15 protein-coding genes are annotated in these 13,277 nt (G+C 62.6%); 11 read left to right on the top strand and 4 right to left on the bottom strand.

Annotated elements, in window-relative coordinates; translation table 11 throughout:
* Positions 1-21: 21 nt before the first annotated feature.
* Positions 22-927: an ornithine carbamoyltransferase gene (argF, locus tag SULPSESMR1_RS02265; protein ID WP_089419377.1), complete on the top strand. Its 906-nt coding sequence runs from the start codon at positions 22-24 to the stop codon at positions 925-927.
* 91 nt (positions 928-1,018) lie between these two features.
* On the opposite strand, the gene SULPSESMR1_RS02270 is transcribed toward argF, so the two are convergent.
* Entirely contained in the window at positions 1,019-1,849 is an 831-nt protein-coding gene (locus SULPSESMR1_RS02270) for a glycosyltransferase family 2 protein (RefSeq protein ID WP_089422085.1), read from the bottom strand.
* A gap of 128 nt (positions 1,850-1,977) precedes the next feature.
* On the opposite strand from SULPSESMR1_RS02270, the gene gndA reads away from it, so the two are divergent.
* Positions 1,978-3,393, top strand: coding sequence for an NADP-dependent phosphogluconate dehydrogenase (gene gndA / locus SULPSESMR1_RS02275; RefSeq protein ID WP_089419378.1), 1,416 nt, complete (start codon positions 1,978-1,980; stop codon positions 3,391-3,393).
* On the opposite strand, the gene hrpB is transcribed toward gndA, so the two are convergent.
* The gene (gene hrpB / locus SULPSESMR1_RS02280) at positions 3,390-5,792 is read right to left on the bottom strand and encodes an ATP-dependent helicase HrpB (RefSeq protein WP_089419379.1); all 2,403 of its coding nucleotides are present in this window, start codon (positions 5,790-5,792) and stop codon (positions 3,390-3,392) included. The two genes, gndA and hrpB, sit on opposite strands and share 4 nt — an antisense overlap.
* A 93-nt stretch (positions 5,793-5,885) precedes the next feature.
* Between hrpB and meaB the strand changes: the two genes are divergently transcribed.
* The 4 genes from meaB (at position 5,886) to SULPSESMR1_RS02300 (ending at position 8,351) form a co-directional block, all read left to right on the top strand.
* The gene (gene meaB, locus SULPSESMR1_RS02285; RefSeq protein ID WP_089422086.1) at positions 5,886-6,866 is read left to right on the top strand and encodes a methylmalonyl Co-A mutase-associated GTPase MeaB; all 981 of its coding nucleotides are present in this window, start codon (positions 5,886-5,888) and stop codon (positions 6,864-6,866) included.
* A 156-nt stretch (positions 6,867-7,022) separates the two neighbouring features.
* Positions 7,023-7,316 (top strand): 50S ribosomal protein L28, encoded by a 294-nt coding sequence (rpmB, locus tag SULPSESMR1_RS02290; protein ID WP_089419380.1) that lies wholly within the window; start codon positions 7,023-7,025, stop codon positions 7,314-7,316.
* A 130-nt stretch (positions 7,317-7,446) separates the two neighbouring features.
* Positions 7,447-7,794 carry a hypothetical protein gene (locus tag SULPSESMR1_RS02295; protein WP_089419381.1) on the top strand — a complete coding sequence of 116 codons (348 nt, stop codon included), beginning with the start codon at positions 7,447-7,449 and terminating at the stop codon, positions 7,792-7,794.
* A gap of 44 nt (positions 7,795-7,838) precedes the next feature.
* Positions 7,839-8,351: a copper chaperone PCu(A)C gene (locus tag SULPSESMR1_RS02300; RefSeq protein ID WP_089419382.1), complete on the top strand. Its 513-nt coding sequence runs from the start codon at positions 7,839-7,841 to the stop codon at positions 8,349-8,351.
* Here SULPSESMR1_RS02300 and SULPSESMR1_RS02305 read toward each other — a convergent pair.
* Both SULPSESMR1_RS02305 and SULPSESMR1_RS02310 read right to left on the bottom strand, forming a co-directional pair.
* Complete coding sequence (locus tag SULPSESMR1_RS02305) at positions 8,348-9,040, bottom strand: NAD-dependent deacylase (protein ID WP_089419383.1); 693 nt, start codon at positions 9,038-9,040, stop codon at positions 8,348-8,350. The two genes, SULPSESMR1_RS02300 and SULPSESMR1_RS02305, sit on opposite strands and share 4 nt — an antisense overlap.
* Positions 9,041-9,096: 56 nt before the next feature.
* Positions 9,097-10,062, bottom strand: coding sequence for a LysR family transcriptional regulator (locus tag SULPSESMR1_RS02310; protein WP_089419384.1), 966 nt, complete (start codon positions 10,060-10,062; stop codon positions 9,097-9,099).
* 184 nt (positions 10,063-10,246) lie between these two features.
* Between SULPSESMR1_RS02310 and SULPSESMR1_RS02315 the strand changes: the two genes are divergently transcribed.
* The 5 genes from SULPSESMR1_RS02315 (at position 10,247) to SULPSESMR1_RS02335 (ending at position 13,231) form a co-directional block, all read left to right on the top strand.
* Positions 10,247-11,131, top strand: coding sequence for a carbon-nitrogen hydrolase family protein (locus SULPSESMR1_RS02315; protein ID WP_089419385.1), 885 nt, complete (start codon positions 10,247-10,249; stop codon positions 11,129-11,131).
* Positions 11,132-11,210: 79 nt separating this feature from the next.
* A complete protein-coding gene (infA, locus tag SULPSESMR1_RS02320) occupies positions 11,211-11,429 on the top strand; it encodes a translation initiation factor IF-1 (protein WP_005978431.1) in 219 nt (72 codons plus the stop codon).
* Positions 11,430-11,436: 7 nt separating this feature from the next.
* On the top strand, positions 11,437-12,012 hold the full coding sequence (locus SULPSESMR1_RS02325) for a Maf family protein (protein WP_089419386.1): 576 nt from the start codon (positions 11,437-11,439) through the stop codon (positions 12,010-12,012).
* Positions 12,009-13,052: a ribonuclease E/G gene (locus SULPSESMR1_RS02330; RefSeq protein WP_089419387.1), complete on the top strand. Its 1,044-nt coding sequence runs from the start codon at positions 12,009-12,011 to the stop codon at positions 13,050-13,052. The genes SULPSESMR1_RS02325 and SULPSESMR1_RS02330 overlap by 4 nt, the downstream gene beginning before the upstream one ends.
* Positions 13,049-13,231, top strand: coding sequence for a DNA gyrase inhibitor YacG (locus SULPSESMR1_RS02335; protein WP_089419388.1), 183 nt, complete (start codon positions 13,049-13,051; stop codon positions 13,229-13,231). Before SULPSESMR1_RS02330 ends, SULPSESMR1_RS02335 begins: the two co-directional genes overlap by 4 nt.
* Positions 13,232-13,277 lie beyond the last annotated feature (46 nt).

Here is a 13,277-nt window from a genome sequence, read left to right on the forward strand (position 1 = left end):
GCCTATACAGAAAAATGACCAATGAAACACTTTCTTGATATCCACACCACCGACCCGTCCGAACTGCGCAGCATCATCGACACAGGCCGCGCCATCAAGGATGCGCGCGCTGGCCGCCCCAAGGGCACGCCCGACGACGATCAACCGCTGGCGGGCCACATGGTTGCGCTGATCTTTGAAAAACCGTCCACCCGCACCCGCGTCAGCTTTGACGTCGGCGTGCGCCAGATGGGCGGGCAGACGATGCTGCTGTCAGGGGCCGACATGCAGTTGGGCCACGGTGAAACCATCGCGGACACCGCCCGCGTGCTGTCGCGTTATGTTGATCTTATCATGATCCGCACCTTTGAAGAGGCCACCCTGCTGGAAATGGCCGAACACGCCACCGTGCCGGTCATCAACGGTCTGACCAACCGCACACACCCTTGTCAGATCATGGCCGACATCATGACCTTCGAAGAACATTCCGGCCCCATCAAGGGCCGCAAGGTCGTCTGGTCGGGTGATGGCAACAACGTCTTCGCCTCCTTTGCCCACGCGGCCAAGCAATTCGATTTCGAACTGGTCTTCACCGGTCCCGAAACCCTGCAACCCGAGGCCGCGTTGAACGGCCTTTACACCACCGAACGCGATCCGAACAAAGCGGTCCAAGGCGCCGATCTGGTGGTCACCGACACTTGGGTGTCGATGCATGACCCGCAATCCGCGCGTGAGCGTCGCCACAACCAGTTGCGCGGCTATCAGGTCAACTCCGCCCTGATGTCCAAGGCCAAACCCGACGCGCTGTTCATGCACTGCCTGCCCGCTCACCGCGACGACGAGGCGACGTCCGAGGTCATGGACGGCCCGCACTCGGTCATCTTCGACGAGGCAGAAAACCGCCTGCACGCGCAAAAAGCCGTCATGCGCTGGTGTCTGGGCAAATGATCTGACCTTCCCTCGGGATCGCGGGCTTCTTTTGGCCCGAAATATCCCGGGGGAGACGCGCAGCGTCGGGGGCAGCGCCCCTAAATCCGTCTCAATCCAGTACCGGAAACCAATCCGGCAGGGCGCATTTGCGATCCAGCTTGAAGGACCGCGAGCGCACCAGCCCGATCTTTTCGTCCACCGTCGGCCCCGCGGTCAACTCGGCCTGCGCCATGCGTGCTGCCGTGTTCCAGTCCACTGTCTCCATGCGCATCACTTGGGTCTGCACCTTGCGTGCCTCGTGGCCGGGGTTTTTCCATGCTTTGCCGGGCAATCCGTCACCGTGGCCTGACGCGACCTCGGCGCGGTGCAAATTGGTCTCGGCCAGTGCATCGCGGTTGGCAAATTTCAGGTGCGCCAGAAACACCCCTTCGGGCAGTACATACTCGAACTGCGCCACTTGCCGTGGCCGCACCTGCACCCCGTGGCGTTTCATCGCAACCCCGCCCCGCACCGCCCATGCCTTGCTGTAGTGCCCCGAGAACACGGCGAATGTACCTTCATCGGTCTGCACCACCTCCAGCCCTGCCGCGAACAGCGCCTGCCCTTTCTGTTGTGCGAAAACACTGTCCAACCCGTCGTGTTTGGTCGGATCAAGGCATATCAGTTCGTCGGCATCGGTGCGGATTACCCAGTCGTATACCTCGGCCAATCCTGCCTGGATCCCGTTCAGCATCCGCCCGCGCACCCCGTCAAATCCGGACAGATCGTCGCGCGGCACGGTCAGGATACTGGCCTTGGGGCAAAGCTGCGCGATCTTCGGATCGGTTCCATGGGCGACCACAACCAGATGCTCGGCCCCCACCAGCGCGGTGTAATGGTGATACCACTGCGCCAGCGCCCAGTAATCGCGGTAAACCATCGTGATTGCACATATCTTCATGGTGGTATCTAGCCACCACCACACGGCTTGAACAAGCCGGAACATGATGGTTGCGCGATCACCAAGGCTTGCCCCTGCCGCGCGGGCGGGTATGTTTCCGGCGGAAGATCTCAAAACAGGCAGGGCATATGGTGCAGCAGAATACTCGGGCACAGATCGGCGTTTACGGTCTGGGCACAATGGGCAGCGCGCTGGCGCTCAACCTTGCCGATCACGGCTTTGACGTGGCGGTATCCAACCGCGAGGCCGATTGGATCGATAACTTCCTGCCCGAGGCCGACGGACTTGCCGGCACGGTCACCGGCCACGCCGATCTGGCCGGTTTTGTTCAGGCCATCGCCGCCCCGCGCACCATTTTGTTCATGATCCCATCGACCAAACCGATGGACCAGATGATCGACGCGATCAAGCCGCTGTTGTCCAAAGGCGATACCATCATTGACGGCGGCAATGCCGATTTCAACGACACACGGCGGCGCAGCAAGGCGCTGGATGGCACCGGCATCCACTTTGTCGGGATGGGCGTGTCGGGGGGTGAAGAGGGCGCGCGTCATGGTCCTTCGATGATGGTCGGCGGGTCCAAACATGCGTGGGCGCAGCTCAAGCCGATGGCCGAAGCGATTGCTGCCACGTTTCAGGGTGATCCCTGCGTTGCCCACCTTGGCCCTGACGGCGCGGGTCATTTCGTCAAGACGGTCCACAACGGCATCGAATATGCCGACATGCAGATGATCGCCGAATTGTATGGCCTGATGCGTGACAAGGCAGGCATGGATGCGGGCCGGATCGGTCAGGTCTTTGATGGCTGGCGCGCGGGTCCGCTGGCCTCGTATCTCATCGAGATCACCGCCACGGCGCTGGCCTCGACCGATGCGGCGACGGGTTGCCCCGTTGTGGATGTGATCCGCGATCAGGCGGGCCAAAAGGGGACAGGCCGCTGGACCCTGATCGAAGCGTTGAACATGGGGCAAAGCGCCTCGACCATCGAGGCGGCAGTGGGCGCGCGCGGCTGGTCGTCCGAGGGCGACGCCCGCCGTGCGGCGCAGGATTTGCTGGATCCCGCAGCGCAGCCTGCCGGAATGCCGGACGTGGATGACATGGAAAACGCCCTGTTGGCCGCGCGCATCCTTGGCCACGCCCAAGGGTTTCGCGTGCTGTCGGCTGCCTCGCAAGAGTTCGGCTGGGATCTTGACCTTGCCCGTATTGCCGAGATCTGGCGGGCGGGGTGCATCATCCGCTCGGCCCTGCTGGACGAATTTGCCGCCGCCGTGCGCGGGGGGCTGCCTCATGGTCATCTGATCCTTGCGCCCGCGATGCGCAAGCGACTGGCAGAGGCGTTGCCGGGGCTGCGGCGTGTGGTGGCATCGGCAGCGCTTGTTGGTCAGCCGATGCCTGCGCTTTTCGCCGCGCTGGCATGGCACGACACGATGGCGCTGGGCCGTGGTACGGCCAACATGATTCAGGCGCAGCGGGATTATTTCGGCGCGCACGGGTTCGAGCGGATGGATCAGGACGGTGTCCATCACGGCGATTGGCTGCGTTAAAGCCTGCGTTTGACCCGCAGCGTCGGATCGGCCTGTGTCGGGTCTTCGGGCCATGGATGTTTCGGGTATTGCCCGCGCATATCCTTGCGCACATCCGCATAGGAACTGTCCCAGAATCCTGGCAAGTCCATTGTGATCTGGATGGGCCGTTGCGCTGGCGACAGCAGGGTGACCTTCAACGGCTTTCCGGCCACGGTGGGATGACGGGTGACGCCGAACATTTCCTGCAAGCGCACCGCGATCTCCGGTGCATCGCCGCTGTAGTCAATCGGCACATTGCGTCCCAGTGGTGTGCTGAAATGCGACGGTGCCGCGCGGTCAAGGGCTTGTGCGTCATCCCAACTCATCCGTGCCTTCAGCGCTGGCGTCAGATCAAAAGCTTTCCAGTCGCCAGAGGTGTGCACGCCACCCAGATGCGGCAGAAGCCAGTCCGCCAGTGTTGTGATGAGGTGATCATCAGACCAGTTTTCCGCATCCACCAACCGTGCCCGCGCCAGAAACCGCGCCGCCTTGGCCGAGGGGTTCAGGCCCAGTTGCCGCACCCCGTCCAGCATCGCCACGGCGATGTCTTCGGGCGGTGCGTCTTGCCATGTACGGTCTTCCAGCACCAGCGCGCCCAGCCGTTCTTGTCGACGTGCCAGAACGCGCCCTTCTCGTTTGGACCACAGGCACAGGTCGTGCCATCCGATCGCTTCACCAAAGATGGCGCGCAGGTCGGCCTCGCTGATTTCGGTCGCTTGCCGGATCTTGGCTTCGCGCGGGTCACCGTCCAGATCGGTCGCCACGATCAGCCGCGCACCGGCCAGCGCGTCGCCGTCGGGCAGCACCGCGCCCTTGCCACCCGACAGCACAAAGCGCGGGGCATCGCCCTTGCGGCGCAGGCCAATCCGGTCGGGGTAGGCTAGTGCGGCCATCGCGCCCAGCGACAGCACCCCACCCGATGTGCTCGATTTCAGCCGTTTGGTTTCCTGCCGCACCCGCGCCAGCGCGCCACGTTGCACCGCATTGCCGAACCGGTCGGGGCTGCGCAGCGCCTGTATCCGCAGACGCAGGTCGCTGCCCATGCCGCGCAGGATGTCGCGTTCGGCAAGCAAAGCCGCCAGCTCTGCCGCACCCTTGCCACCGTGTACCAGCATGTGCGCCAGACGCGGATGCAGGGGCAGGGAGGCAAGTGCGCGACCGTGGGCGGTGATGCGGCCTGTGTCGTCCAGCGCGTCCAGCACCCGCAGTACCTCGACCGCTTCGCGGTAGCGTCCGGTGTGGGGCGGGGTGACAAAGTGGAGTTCCTCGGGCGTTGCCCCCCAAAGCGCCAGTTCCAGTGCCATGCCGGTCAGGTCGCCTGCCTCGATCTCGGCGGGGGGAAAGGCGGCCAGCGCACCGTCTTCGCCGCGCGTCCACAGTTTGTAGCAATGCCCTTTGGCCACACGACCCGCGCGGCCTGCGCGCTGGGTGGCTTCGGCGCGCGTGACTCGTTCGGTGACCAGCCGCGCCATGCCGCTGGACGGATCAAAGCGCGCGCGGCGGGCCAGCCCTGCGTCCACCACGATGCGGATGTCGGGCAGGGTCAGCGAGGTTTCGGCAATCGCCGTGGCCAGCACGATCTTGCGGCCCGTTTTTGCAGGAGCAATCGCGGCACGTTGGGCGGCAAAGTCCATCGCGCCGAACAGCGGATGCACCGCGACATCACTGCCAAAACTGCCGTCAAGCAGCCCTTGCACCCGCCGGATTTCGCCTTCGCCCGGCAGGAACACCAGTGCGCTGCCGGTCTGTTCGCGCATGGCGGTGCGGACCAGATCGGCCACCGCCCCCTCCAGCCGTGCCTGACCGCGCGGACGGTCCAGCCAATGGGGTGTCACGTCGAATGCGCGGCCTTCGGATGTGACCAGCGGCGCATCCAGCATCTGTGCCACGGGGGCGGCGTCCAACGTGGCGGACATGACCACCAGATGCAGATCGTCACGCAGCGCCTCGGCCACCTCAAGACACAGGGCCAACCCCAGATCGGCGTTCAGGCTGCGTTCGTGAAATTCGTCAAAGATCACCACACCGACGCCGGGCAGGTCCGGATCGGACTGGATCATGCGGGTCAGGATGCCTTCGGTTACCACTTCGATTCGGGTGGTTTTGCCTACCTTTGCCTCGCCGCGGACGCGGTAGCCGACGGTGGCGCCCACGGCTTCGCCCAGCGTTTCGGCCATACGTTCGGCGGCGGTGCGCGCGGCCAGACGACGCGGCTCCAGCATCAGGATGCGGCCCTTGAAACCGGCATCCAGCAACGCCAGAGGCACGCGTGTGGTTTTGCCCGCACCGGGGGGCGCTTGCAAAACCAGCCGTTTGCGCGCGGCAAGCTGGGTGCAAACCTGATCCAGCACGTCATCAATGGGCAAGGTAAATTTCATATTCGTGCTTATCTGCGAAACAACGCCCGAGGCCAAGGCTGGACAAATCAGCGCCCAGACCGGAAAACCGATGCTAGGCACGGAGGCATGCAGATGGACATCACCGACACCGCACAACGCATCACATCGGGCGACCGCCGCGCCTTGGCCCGCGCGATTACGCTGGTGGAAAGCGGGCGGGCCGACCATCGCGCACAGGCGGCGGAGTTGCTGGGCGCATTGCCGCGTGAACGGCAGGCGCTGCGTATCGGGCTGTCGGGCACGCCGGGGGTGGGCAAAAGCACGTTTATCGAAAGTTTTGGCATGATGCTGACGGGGCAGGGGCTGCGCGTGGCTGTTCTGGCTGTTGATCCGTCCTCGGCGCGGTCGGGCGGGTCTATTTTGGGCGACAAGACGCGGATGGACCGGTTGGCGCGCGATCCGAAGGCGTTTATCCGGCCCAGCCCCAGCCAGACCCATCTGGGTGGCGTGGCGCGGCGCACGCGCGAGGCGGTGGCGCTGTGCGAAGCGGCTGGGTTCGACGTGGTGCTGATTGAAACGGTGGGCGTGGGGCAGTCGGAAACCGTAGTGGCGCAGATGGCCGATCTGTTTTTGCTGCTGCTGGCCCCTGCGGGCGGAGACGAGTTGCAGGGCGTCAAACGCGGCATCATGGAAATGGCCGACGTGATTCTGATCAACAAGGCCGATGGCGATCTAAAGGCCACCGCCACGCGCACCTGCGCCGATTATGCCGGCGCCCTGCGGCTGATGCGCAAACGCCCGCAAGATCCGGCGGGCTTTCCTAAGGCAATGATGGTGTCGGCACTGGAAGACGCCGGCCTGAACGCGGCATGGGCGACCCTGCAAGAACTTGCGGACTGGCGGCGCGAGAACGGGTTTTTTGACAAAACACGGGCGACACAGGCGCAATACTGGTTTGAACAGGACGTTCGTGCGGCATTGCTGGCGCAACTTGACGGGGCGCAGGCGCGTGCCGAAATGGCGCGCCTGGGGGCAGAGGTGGCACAGGGGCAGACCGATCCGGCGCTGGCGGCACAGCAGATGTTGGCCACCTTGGGTCACAAGCAGGGCTGATCGCGCAATAAGGCGTGGAAAGCTGCGCAATCATGCTTGACCCCTCGTGCGATTCCCCCTATTGCCAGCGGACGAAATTAGGGGCGCAGCTGCGAGCGGCGCTTGTTGTCGTTTCGGGGACCGCCCTGACAGCGACCAGAACAAAAGGATAATCCCATGTCGCGTCGTTGCGAACTGACCGGAAAAGGCCCCATGTCTGGCAACAATGTCAGCCACGCCAACAACAAAACACGTCGTCGGTTTCTGCCGAACCTGAACGATGTATCGCTGCAGTCCGAAGTGTTGGGCCGCGCGATCAAGTTCCGCATCTCGGCTGCGGCACTGCGCACTGTCGACCACCGTGGTGGTCTGGACGCGTTCTTTGCCAAGTCGAAAGATGACGAACTGTCGGCCAATGCGCTGAAAGTGAAAAAAGAAATTGTAAAAGCTCTGGCCGCCAACGCCGCCTGAAGTTCCGCGACCTAGAAGAACTCGGCCCCGTCTGCATGCGCAGGCGGGGTCGCTTCGTTTGGGAAATAGGGCTTTTGGACGCAGGCTGTGACGCTTGTGCGTTGTCGGGGCTGCGGCTAATGCTGCTGGCATGACTGTGTTGCGCCAAATCACCCTTTGCCTTGCGATGCTGACACTTGTTGTCACCGCGCAGGCCTTTGCGCAGGCGCGTGGCTCGGCGGATGCGGTGGGGCAGATGGTGCTGTGTATCGGCACGGGGTCTGTCACCGTCAATGTTGACGCGAATGGGCAGCCAGTGGACGCGCCGCACATCTGTCCCGATGCCGCGCTGACGCTGCTGGGGCATGATGTCGTGATCTGGACGCCTGTGCGGGCCGGTGTCATCCGTCGTGCCGAATACAGTGTGCGTCATGTGTCTGCAACGCGTGCGGATGTCTCTGCGGGCTATCTGTCACGCGCGCCGCCTGTTTTGCTCTGAAATCCCACTTATCTTTCCAAGAGCAAAACAAAGGACATATCCACATGTCACTGATGAAGTACATATCTGCAGCAGCGGTTACCGCCCTTTTGTCCACAGCCGCCTTTGCTGACGGCATAATGGTCCAAGACCCCTATGTGCGCACTTCGCGCCCTAATGCGCCGACGGCGGCGGCGTTCATGGTTTTGAAGAACCAGACCGACACCGACGACCGTTTGATCGACGCGCGCAGCGACATTGCCAAAAAGGTCGAATTGCATACCCATGTTGACCAGGGTGGCGGTGTCATGGCGATGACCCGGATCGAAGGCGGCATTGCCATTGCCGCAGGTCAGACGCACGCGCTGATGCGCGGTGGCGATCACGTCATGATGATGGGGGTGAACCGCGCATTGGTTCAGGACGATAAAGTCACCGTTACGTTGGTCTTTGAAAAGGCGGGCGAGGTGGTCGTGAATATTCCGGTCGATAACGAGCGCAAGGCGACGCATGGCGCTGGGGGTCTCGGCACGATGGACCATTCGCAAATGGACCACGGTGCGGGCAAGTCAGACTAGACGTTAAGCAGGCCTTCGACCCATTTCGGCACCGTCTGGCTGGCGGGGCCGAAATGGGTTTCGTCGAATTGTGACACCACCAGAGAGGGTTCGAGGTTCAGTTCGACCGTCATGGCGCCGTAAGCGGCTGCGGCCTGTACAAAACCTGCTGCGGGATAGACGTTGCCGCTGGTGCCGATGGCTGCGAAAATGTCCGCTTCGTTCAACCGCATTTCGATTTCTTCCATGTAATACGGGATCTCACCGAACCAGACGATGTCTGGCCGCGCGGTGGGGCCGTCGCAGGCGGGGCACAGATCGCCCGCAGCCATCGCAAGCGGCGCCGTCCAACGGTGGTCGCAGGCCGCGCAGAGCGCCGAATCAAGTGCGCCGTGCATGTGCAAGACGTTGGTCGCCCCAGCCTTTTCGTGCAAATTGTCGACGTTCTGGGTTACCACCAACACATTGTCGGGCATCGCGGCCTCAAGCCGCGCAAGGGCCACGTGGGCGGCATTGGGGCTGGCATCCGCCGCTTGCGCCCGACGTGCGTTGTAGAAATCCACGACCAGTTGCGGGTTGCGGGCAAAGCCTTCGGGGGTGGCCACGTCCTCAATCCGGTGCTCTGCCCACAGCCCGTCTTTGTCGCGGAAGGTTCCCAACCCACTTTCGGCGGAAATGCCGGCACCGGTCAGGATCACGATTTTGGGCATGGCGGGCACCTTTCGTCTGGGTTTTGGTGCAGTCTGGAACGGCAGGTCTGCACCGGTCAACCGTCCAACACCCGCAAATCACCCACCAGCCAAGGCAGTTGCGCCAGCGCGGGCGTGATCATATGCGCGTCGATCAGCCGCCGCATGGTCTGGGCCACGCTGGCGGGCACTTCGCCTGCCCAATCCGCCCCTGCATAGAGCGATATGGTCCGCGCGAAAGGTTTGAACGGCAGGGTGAAGGCATCGACCTCGTCGTGAAACCGGACCGCGCGCATGTACCCCAGCGGCGTCGTTACTGCCCAGCCGATGCGCCGTGCCACCATCGCCATCAGCGCCAGATGGCTGCCGATCTCGAACCGGTCGGGCAGGTCCAGCTTTTGCCGTGCCAAATGCGCCTCGATTAAACGTCCGATCAGCTGGTTTTTCTCGTAGCGCAGAAACGGCAGATTGCCGAGCTGTGCCATCACATCGCCACCCGTCTGCACCATGCCCTTTGGGGCGACCACGATGAACGGATCGCGGGCCAGCGGATATTCCAGCACCCCGTCCATCACCGTGCCAGCGCTGGCGGAAATCGCCAGATGCAGTTTTTTGTCTGCGATGTCCTCAAGAATCTTGTGGCTGGGGGCGGTGATCAGTTTGAATTTGCAGTGGGTCAGGCTGTCGGCCAATATTGTCACCAGACGCGGTGTCAGATCGTTGTCGAAATCGTCAATCAGCCCGATGCTGAGCGCGCTGAGATGCGCCAGATCCATCACCGCCAATTCGCTTTGCCCCAACCGAAGCTGTGACAATGCCGCCTCGGCCCGCCCCAGAAAGCTGTGGCCTGCAGGGGTCAGGCGCATGGGCCGTTTACCGTGGTCGATCAGGTCGGTGGCCAAAGCCGTTTCCAGATTGCGCAACTGCTGGCTGACCGCAGGCTGGCTGAGGCCGGTGACAGCCGCAGCCTGTGCGACCGATCCGGTCGAGGCGAGGGCCTCGAACACTTCAAGGCCTCGCAGGGTAACACCTTTGCTGATCACTGACGCAGCCTCCAGTTTCGGGATTTGTGAAACTTTGCGGGCAACAGGTCAAGCATTCATAGAACATTTACATATCCTATCTTTTGTTTTTTCAATGTAAGGCCTGTTTTTACATCACCTTGCAGCCCGCTGGAAATAGCGCCAAACTCGGGCGCGACCTGCCATAACAGCCCACGGAGCCCCTATGAAAATCGCAACTGCATCCTACCCGTTGGACGTGTTCCAGACATGGGCCGACTATGAGGCGAAGCTGACCCGCTGGGTGTCAGAGGCCGCAGGACAGGGGGCCGATCTACTGGTTTTTCCTGAATACGGAGCGATGGAATTGGCCACACTGGCGGGTATGGAGGTTGCAGCCGATCTTGAGGCGTCGCTGCACGCTGTGTCCGACCGTCTGCCGCAGGCTGATGCTTTGCACGTCACACTGGCCGCGCAATACGGCGTTCATATTCTGGCAGCCTCGGCGCCGTGTGTGCCTGCCGCCGGACAGCGCCCCTTCAACCGTGCGCGTCTGTTTGCGCCAACGGGGCAGGTGGGCATTCAGGACAAACAGATCATGACCCGCTTCGAAGAAGAAATATGGGACGTGGTTCCCGGTGACCCGCTGCAACTGTTCGACACCGCCTTGGGCAAGATGGGAATTCTGATCTGCTACGACAGTGAATTTCCCCTGCTGGGGCGGGCGTTGTCGGATGCCGATCTGATTCTGATCCCCTCGGTGACCGAGGCGCTGTCGGGCTATTGGCGGGTGCGTATCGGGGCAATGGCCCGCGCACTGGAAACGCAATGTGTTACGGTTATGTCTTCGGTGGTTGGCGCTGCGGAATGGTCGCCTGCGGTGGACATCAGTGTGGGTGCAGGCGGCATTTATGGCCCGCCGGACAAGGGCTTTCCCGACACTGGCGTGCTGGCCGTGGGTGAGTTGAACCAGCCCGGATGGACCTATGCCGAGGTCAACTTGCAGACCATCGCTCATGCCCGTGTCGATGGTGTTGTGCTGAACCGGCGTAACTGGACACAACAAAAAGGCCGCAGCGACACGGCCATCGTGACCAATTTGCGCGAATAGCCCTTGAAAACAGGGTGCGATCGGCGCATTTACCCACTTGTCCGCAAATTTCAGCGGACGGACTGCATATGGAGAGACCATGGCCAAGGAAGATACGCTCGAATTTCCCGGTGTTGTGAAGGAACTCCTGCCCAATGCGACGTTCCGGGTCGAGCTAGAAAACGGCCATGAGATCATCGCACATACGGCAGGCAAGATGCGCAAAAACCGCATCCGTGTTCTGGCTGGCGACAAAGTACAGGTCGAAATGACCCCCTACGATCTGACCAAGGGTCGGATCAACTATCGCTTCAAGTAAGGCCAAAGTGGCCTTTGTACTGGGATCAGGCAGTCCGAGACGCAAAGAGCTTCTCGGACAAATTGGCGTTGTGCCTGACCACATCCGCGCCCCCGACATCGACGAGACACCTGTGGCGGGCGAGCTGCCGCGCCCCTACTGTCAGCGGATGGCCCGTGAAAAGGTCGCCGCGGTGCAGGCGGATGCGGATGATGTCGTGCTGTGCGCCGACACCACCGTGGCGCTGGGCCGTCGGATTCTGGGCAAACCTGCGGACGCCGCCGAGGCGGCTGCGTTCCTGTGGGCCATGTCCGGTCGCCGTCATCGCGTGATCACAGCTGTCGCTGTGCGCCGGGGTGAGCGGCTGTGGGAGCGCGACGTGGTGAGCATTGTGCGCATGAAGGTGCTTTCGAACGACGAAGTGAACGGATACCTTGCCACCGGCGATTGGCAGGGCAAGGCAGGCGGCTACGGTATTCAGGGGCCAGCTGGCGCGTTGATCCCGTGGATTTCCGGCTCGTTCACCGGCATTGTCGGCCTGCCGCTGGCCGAAACCGCAGGGCTGCTGACCGCAGCCGGCGTCACGCTCTGGGGGAACACATGAAGGGCAACACGATCATTCTGGATCACCTGGACGGGGCCGAAGCTGCCGCGTTGATGGTCGATGGCAAACTGCACGACCTGATCATCGACAGCGACGCCCCGCGCCCCGGTACGGTCTATCGTGCGATTGCCGATAAGCCGGTCAAAGGGCAGGGCGGCATGTTCCTGAAGACCCCCGATGGCAGCGCATTCTTGCGCCAGATCAAGGGGCTGGCACCCGGTCAGGAAATTCTGGTGCAGGTTTCTGGCTATGCCGAACCGGGCAAAGCGATACCTGTGACGCAAAAGCTGCTGTTCAAAAGCCGCTATGCGATCGTCACCCCCGATGCGCCGGGTCTGAACGTGTCGCGGTCGATCCGCGACGACGACCTGCGCGATACGCTTCTGGAGATTGCCCACGAGGCGATGGCCCAAGCGACAATAGATGGCCGCAACATGGGTCTGATCTTGCGGTCAAGCTGTGCGGATGCGGATGCGGATGCGGATGACATTGCGGATGACATCCTTGCAATGGCGACACTGGCCGAAACCGTTCTGGGCGACGAGGGCCACGGCCCCGAAGTGCTGACCGAAGGTGACGGCCCGCATATTCTGGCGTGGCGCGACTGGACCGATCCCGCCGAGGTGGTGACTGACGAAGGCAGCTTCGAGGCACATAGCGTTCTGGATGCCATTGACAGCGCCCGCAGTGCTCAGGTGGATCTAGGCGGCGGTGCGTCGATGTTTGTCGAGGAAACCCGCGCGCTGGTCGCTGTGGACGTGAACACCGGCAACGACGCCTCGCTGGCTGGCGGGCTGAAGGCAAACCTTGCTGCGGCCCGCGCGCTGCCCACGGCGCTGCGCGTGCGCGGTCTGGGCGGGCAGATCGTGATGGATCTGGCCCCGATGCCCAAGAAGGACCGCCGCACCTTTGAAAGTGCCCTGCGTGCCGCACTGCGCGGCGACACGATCGACACGGCGCTGGTTGGCTGGACGCCGCTGGGCCATATGGAACTGCAACGCAAACGCGCGCGCGCACCACTGCCGCCGGAGGCTGCATGAACTGCCCGATCTGCAAATCCGAAACCGTCCACAAATATCGCCCCTTCTGCTCGCGGCGCTGTGCCGATATTGATCTGGGCCGCTGGGCGAACGGCGATTACGCGGTGCCGTCAAATGACCCCGAAGACATCGAGAAAGCGCTGGACGCGCTGGAAGAAGAGTCTCGCAAACCGCATTGACCAGATTGGTCAAAAAGCCTCTGGACACCACGCGCCAACCACCCTA

The sequence above is a fragment of the Pseudosulfitobacter pseudonitzschiae genome, from assembly GCF_002222635.1.
Classification (GTDB): Bacteria; Pseudomonadota; Alphaproteobacteria; order Rhodobacterales; family Rhodobacteraceae; genus Pseudosulfitobacter; species Pseudosulfitobacter pseudonitzschiae_A.

Excerpts from the sequence above, each read along its gene's own strand:
- argF (WP_089419377.1), top strand. The coding sequence starts at position 22 with ATGAAACACTTTCTTGATATCCACACCACCGACCCGTCCGAACTGCGC.
- SULPSESMR1_RS02270 (WP_089422085.1), bottom strand. The coding sequence starts at position 1,849 with ATGAAGATATGTGCAATCACGATGGTTTACCGCGATTACTGGGCGCTG.
- gndA (WP_089419378.1), top strand. The coding sequence starts at position 1,978 with ATGGTGCAGCAGAATACTCGGGCACAGATCGGCGTTTACGGTCTGGGC.
- hrpB (WP_089419379.1), bottom strand. The coding sequence starts at position 5,792 with ATGAAATTTACCTTGCCCATTGATGACGTGCTGGATCAGGTTTGCACC.
- meaB (WP_089422086.1), top strand. The coding sequence starts at position 5,886 with ATGGACATCACCGACACCGCACAACGCATCACATCGGGCGACCGCCGC.
- rpmB (WP_089419380.1), top strand. The coding sequence starts at position 7,023 with ATGTCGCGTCGTTGCGAACTGACCGGAAAAGGCCCCATGTCTGGCAAC.
- SULPSESMR1_RS02295 (WP_089419381.1), top strand. The coding sequence starts at position 7,447 with ATGACTGTGTTGCGCCAAATCACCCTTTGCCTTGCGATGCTGACACTT.
- SULPSESMR1_RS02300 (WP_089419382.1), top strand. The coding sequence starts at position 7,839 with ATGTCACTGATGAAGTACATATCTGCAGCAGCGGTTACCGCCCTTTTG.
- SULPSESMR1_RS02305 (WP_089419383.1), bottom strand. The coding sequence starts at position 9,040 with ATGCCCAAAATCGTGATCCTGACCGGTGCCGGCATTTCCGCCGAAAGT.
- SULPSESMR1_RS02315 (WP_089419385.1), top strand. The coding sequence starts at position 10,247 with ATGAAAATCGCAACTGCATCCTACCCGTTGGACGTGTTCCAGACATGG.
- infA (WP_005978431.1), top strand. The coding sequence starts at position 11,211 with ATGGCCAAGGAAGATACGCTCGAATTTCCCGGTGTTGTGAAGGAACTC.
- SULPSESMR1_RS02330 (WP_089419387.1), top strand. The coding sequence starts at position 12,009 with ATGAAGGGCAACACGATCATTCTGGATCACCTGGACGGGGCCGAAGCT.
- SULPSESMR1_RS02335 (WP_089419388.1), top strand. The coding sequence starts at position 13,049 with ATGAACTGCCCGATCTGCAAATCCGAAACCGTCCACAAATATCGCCCC.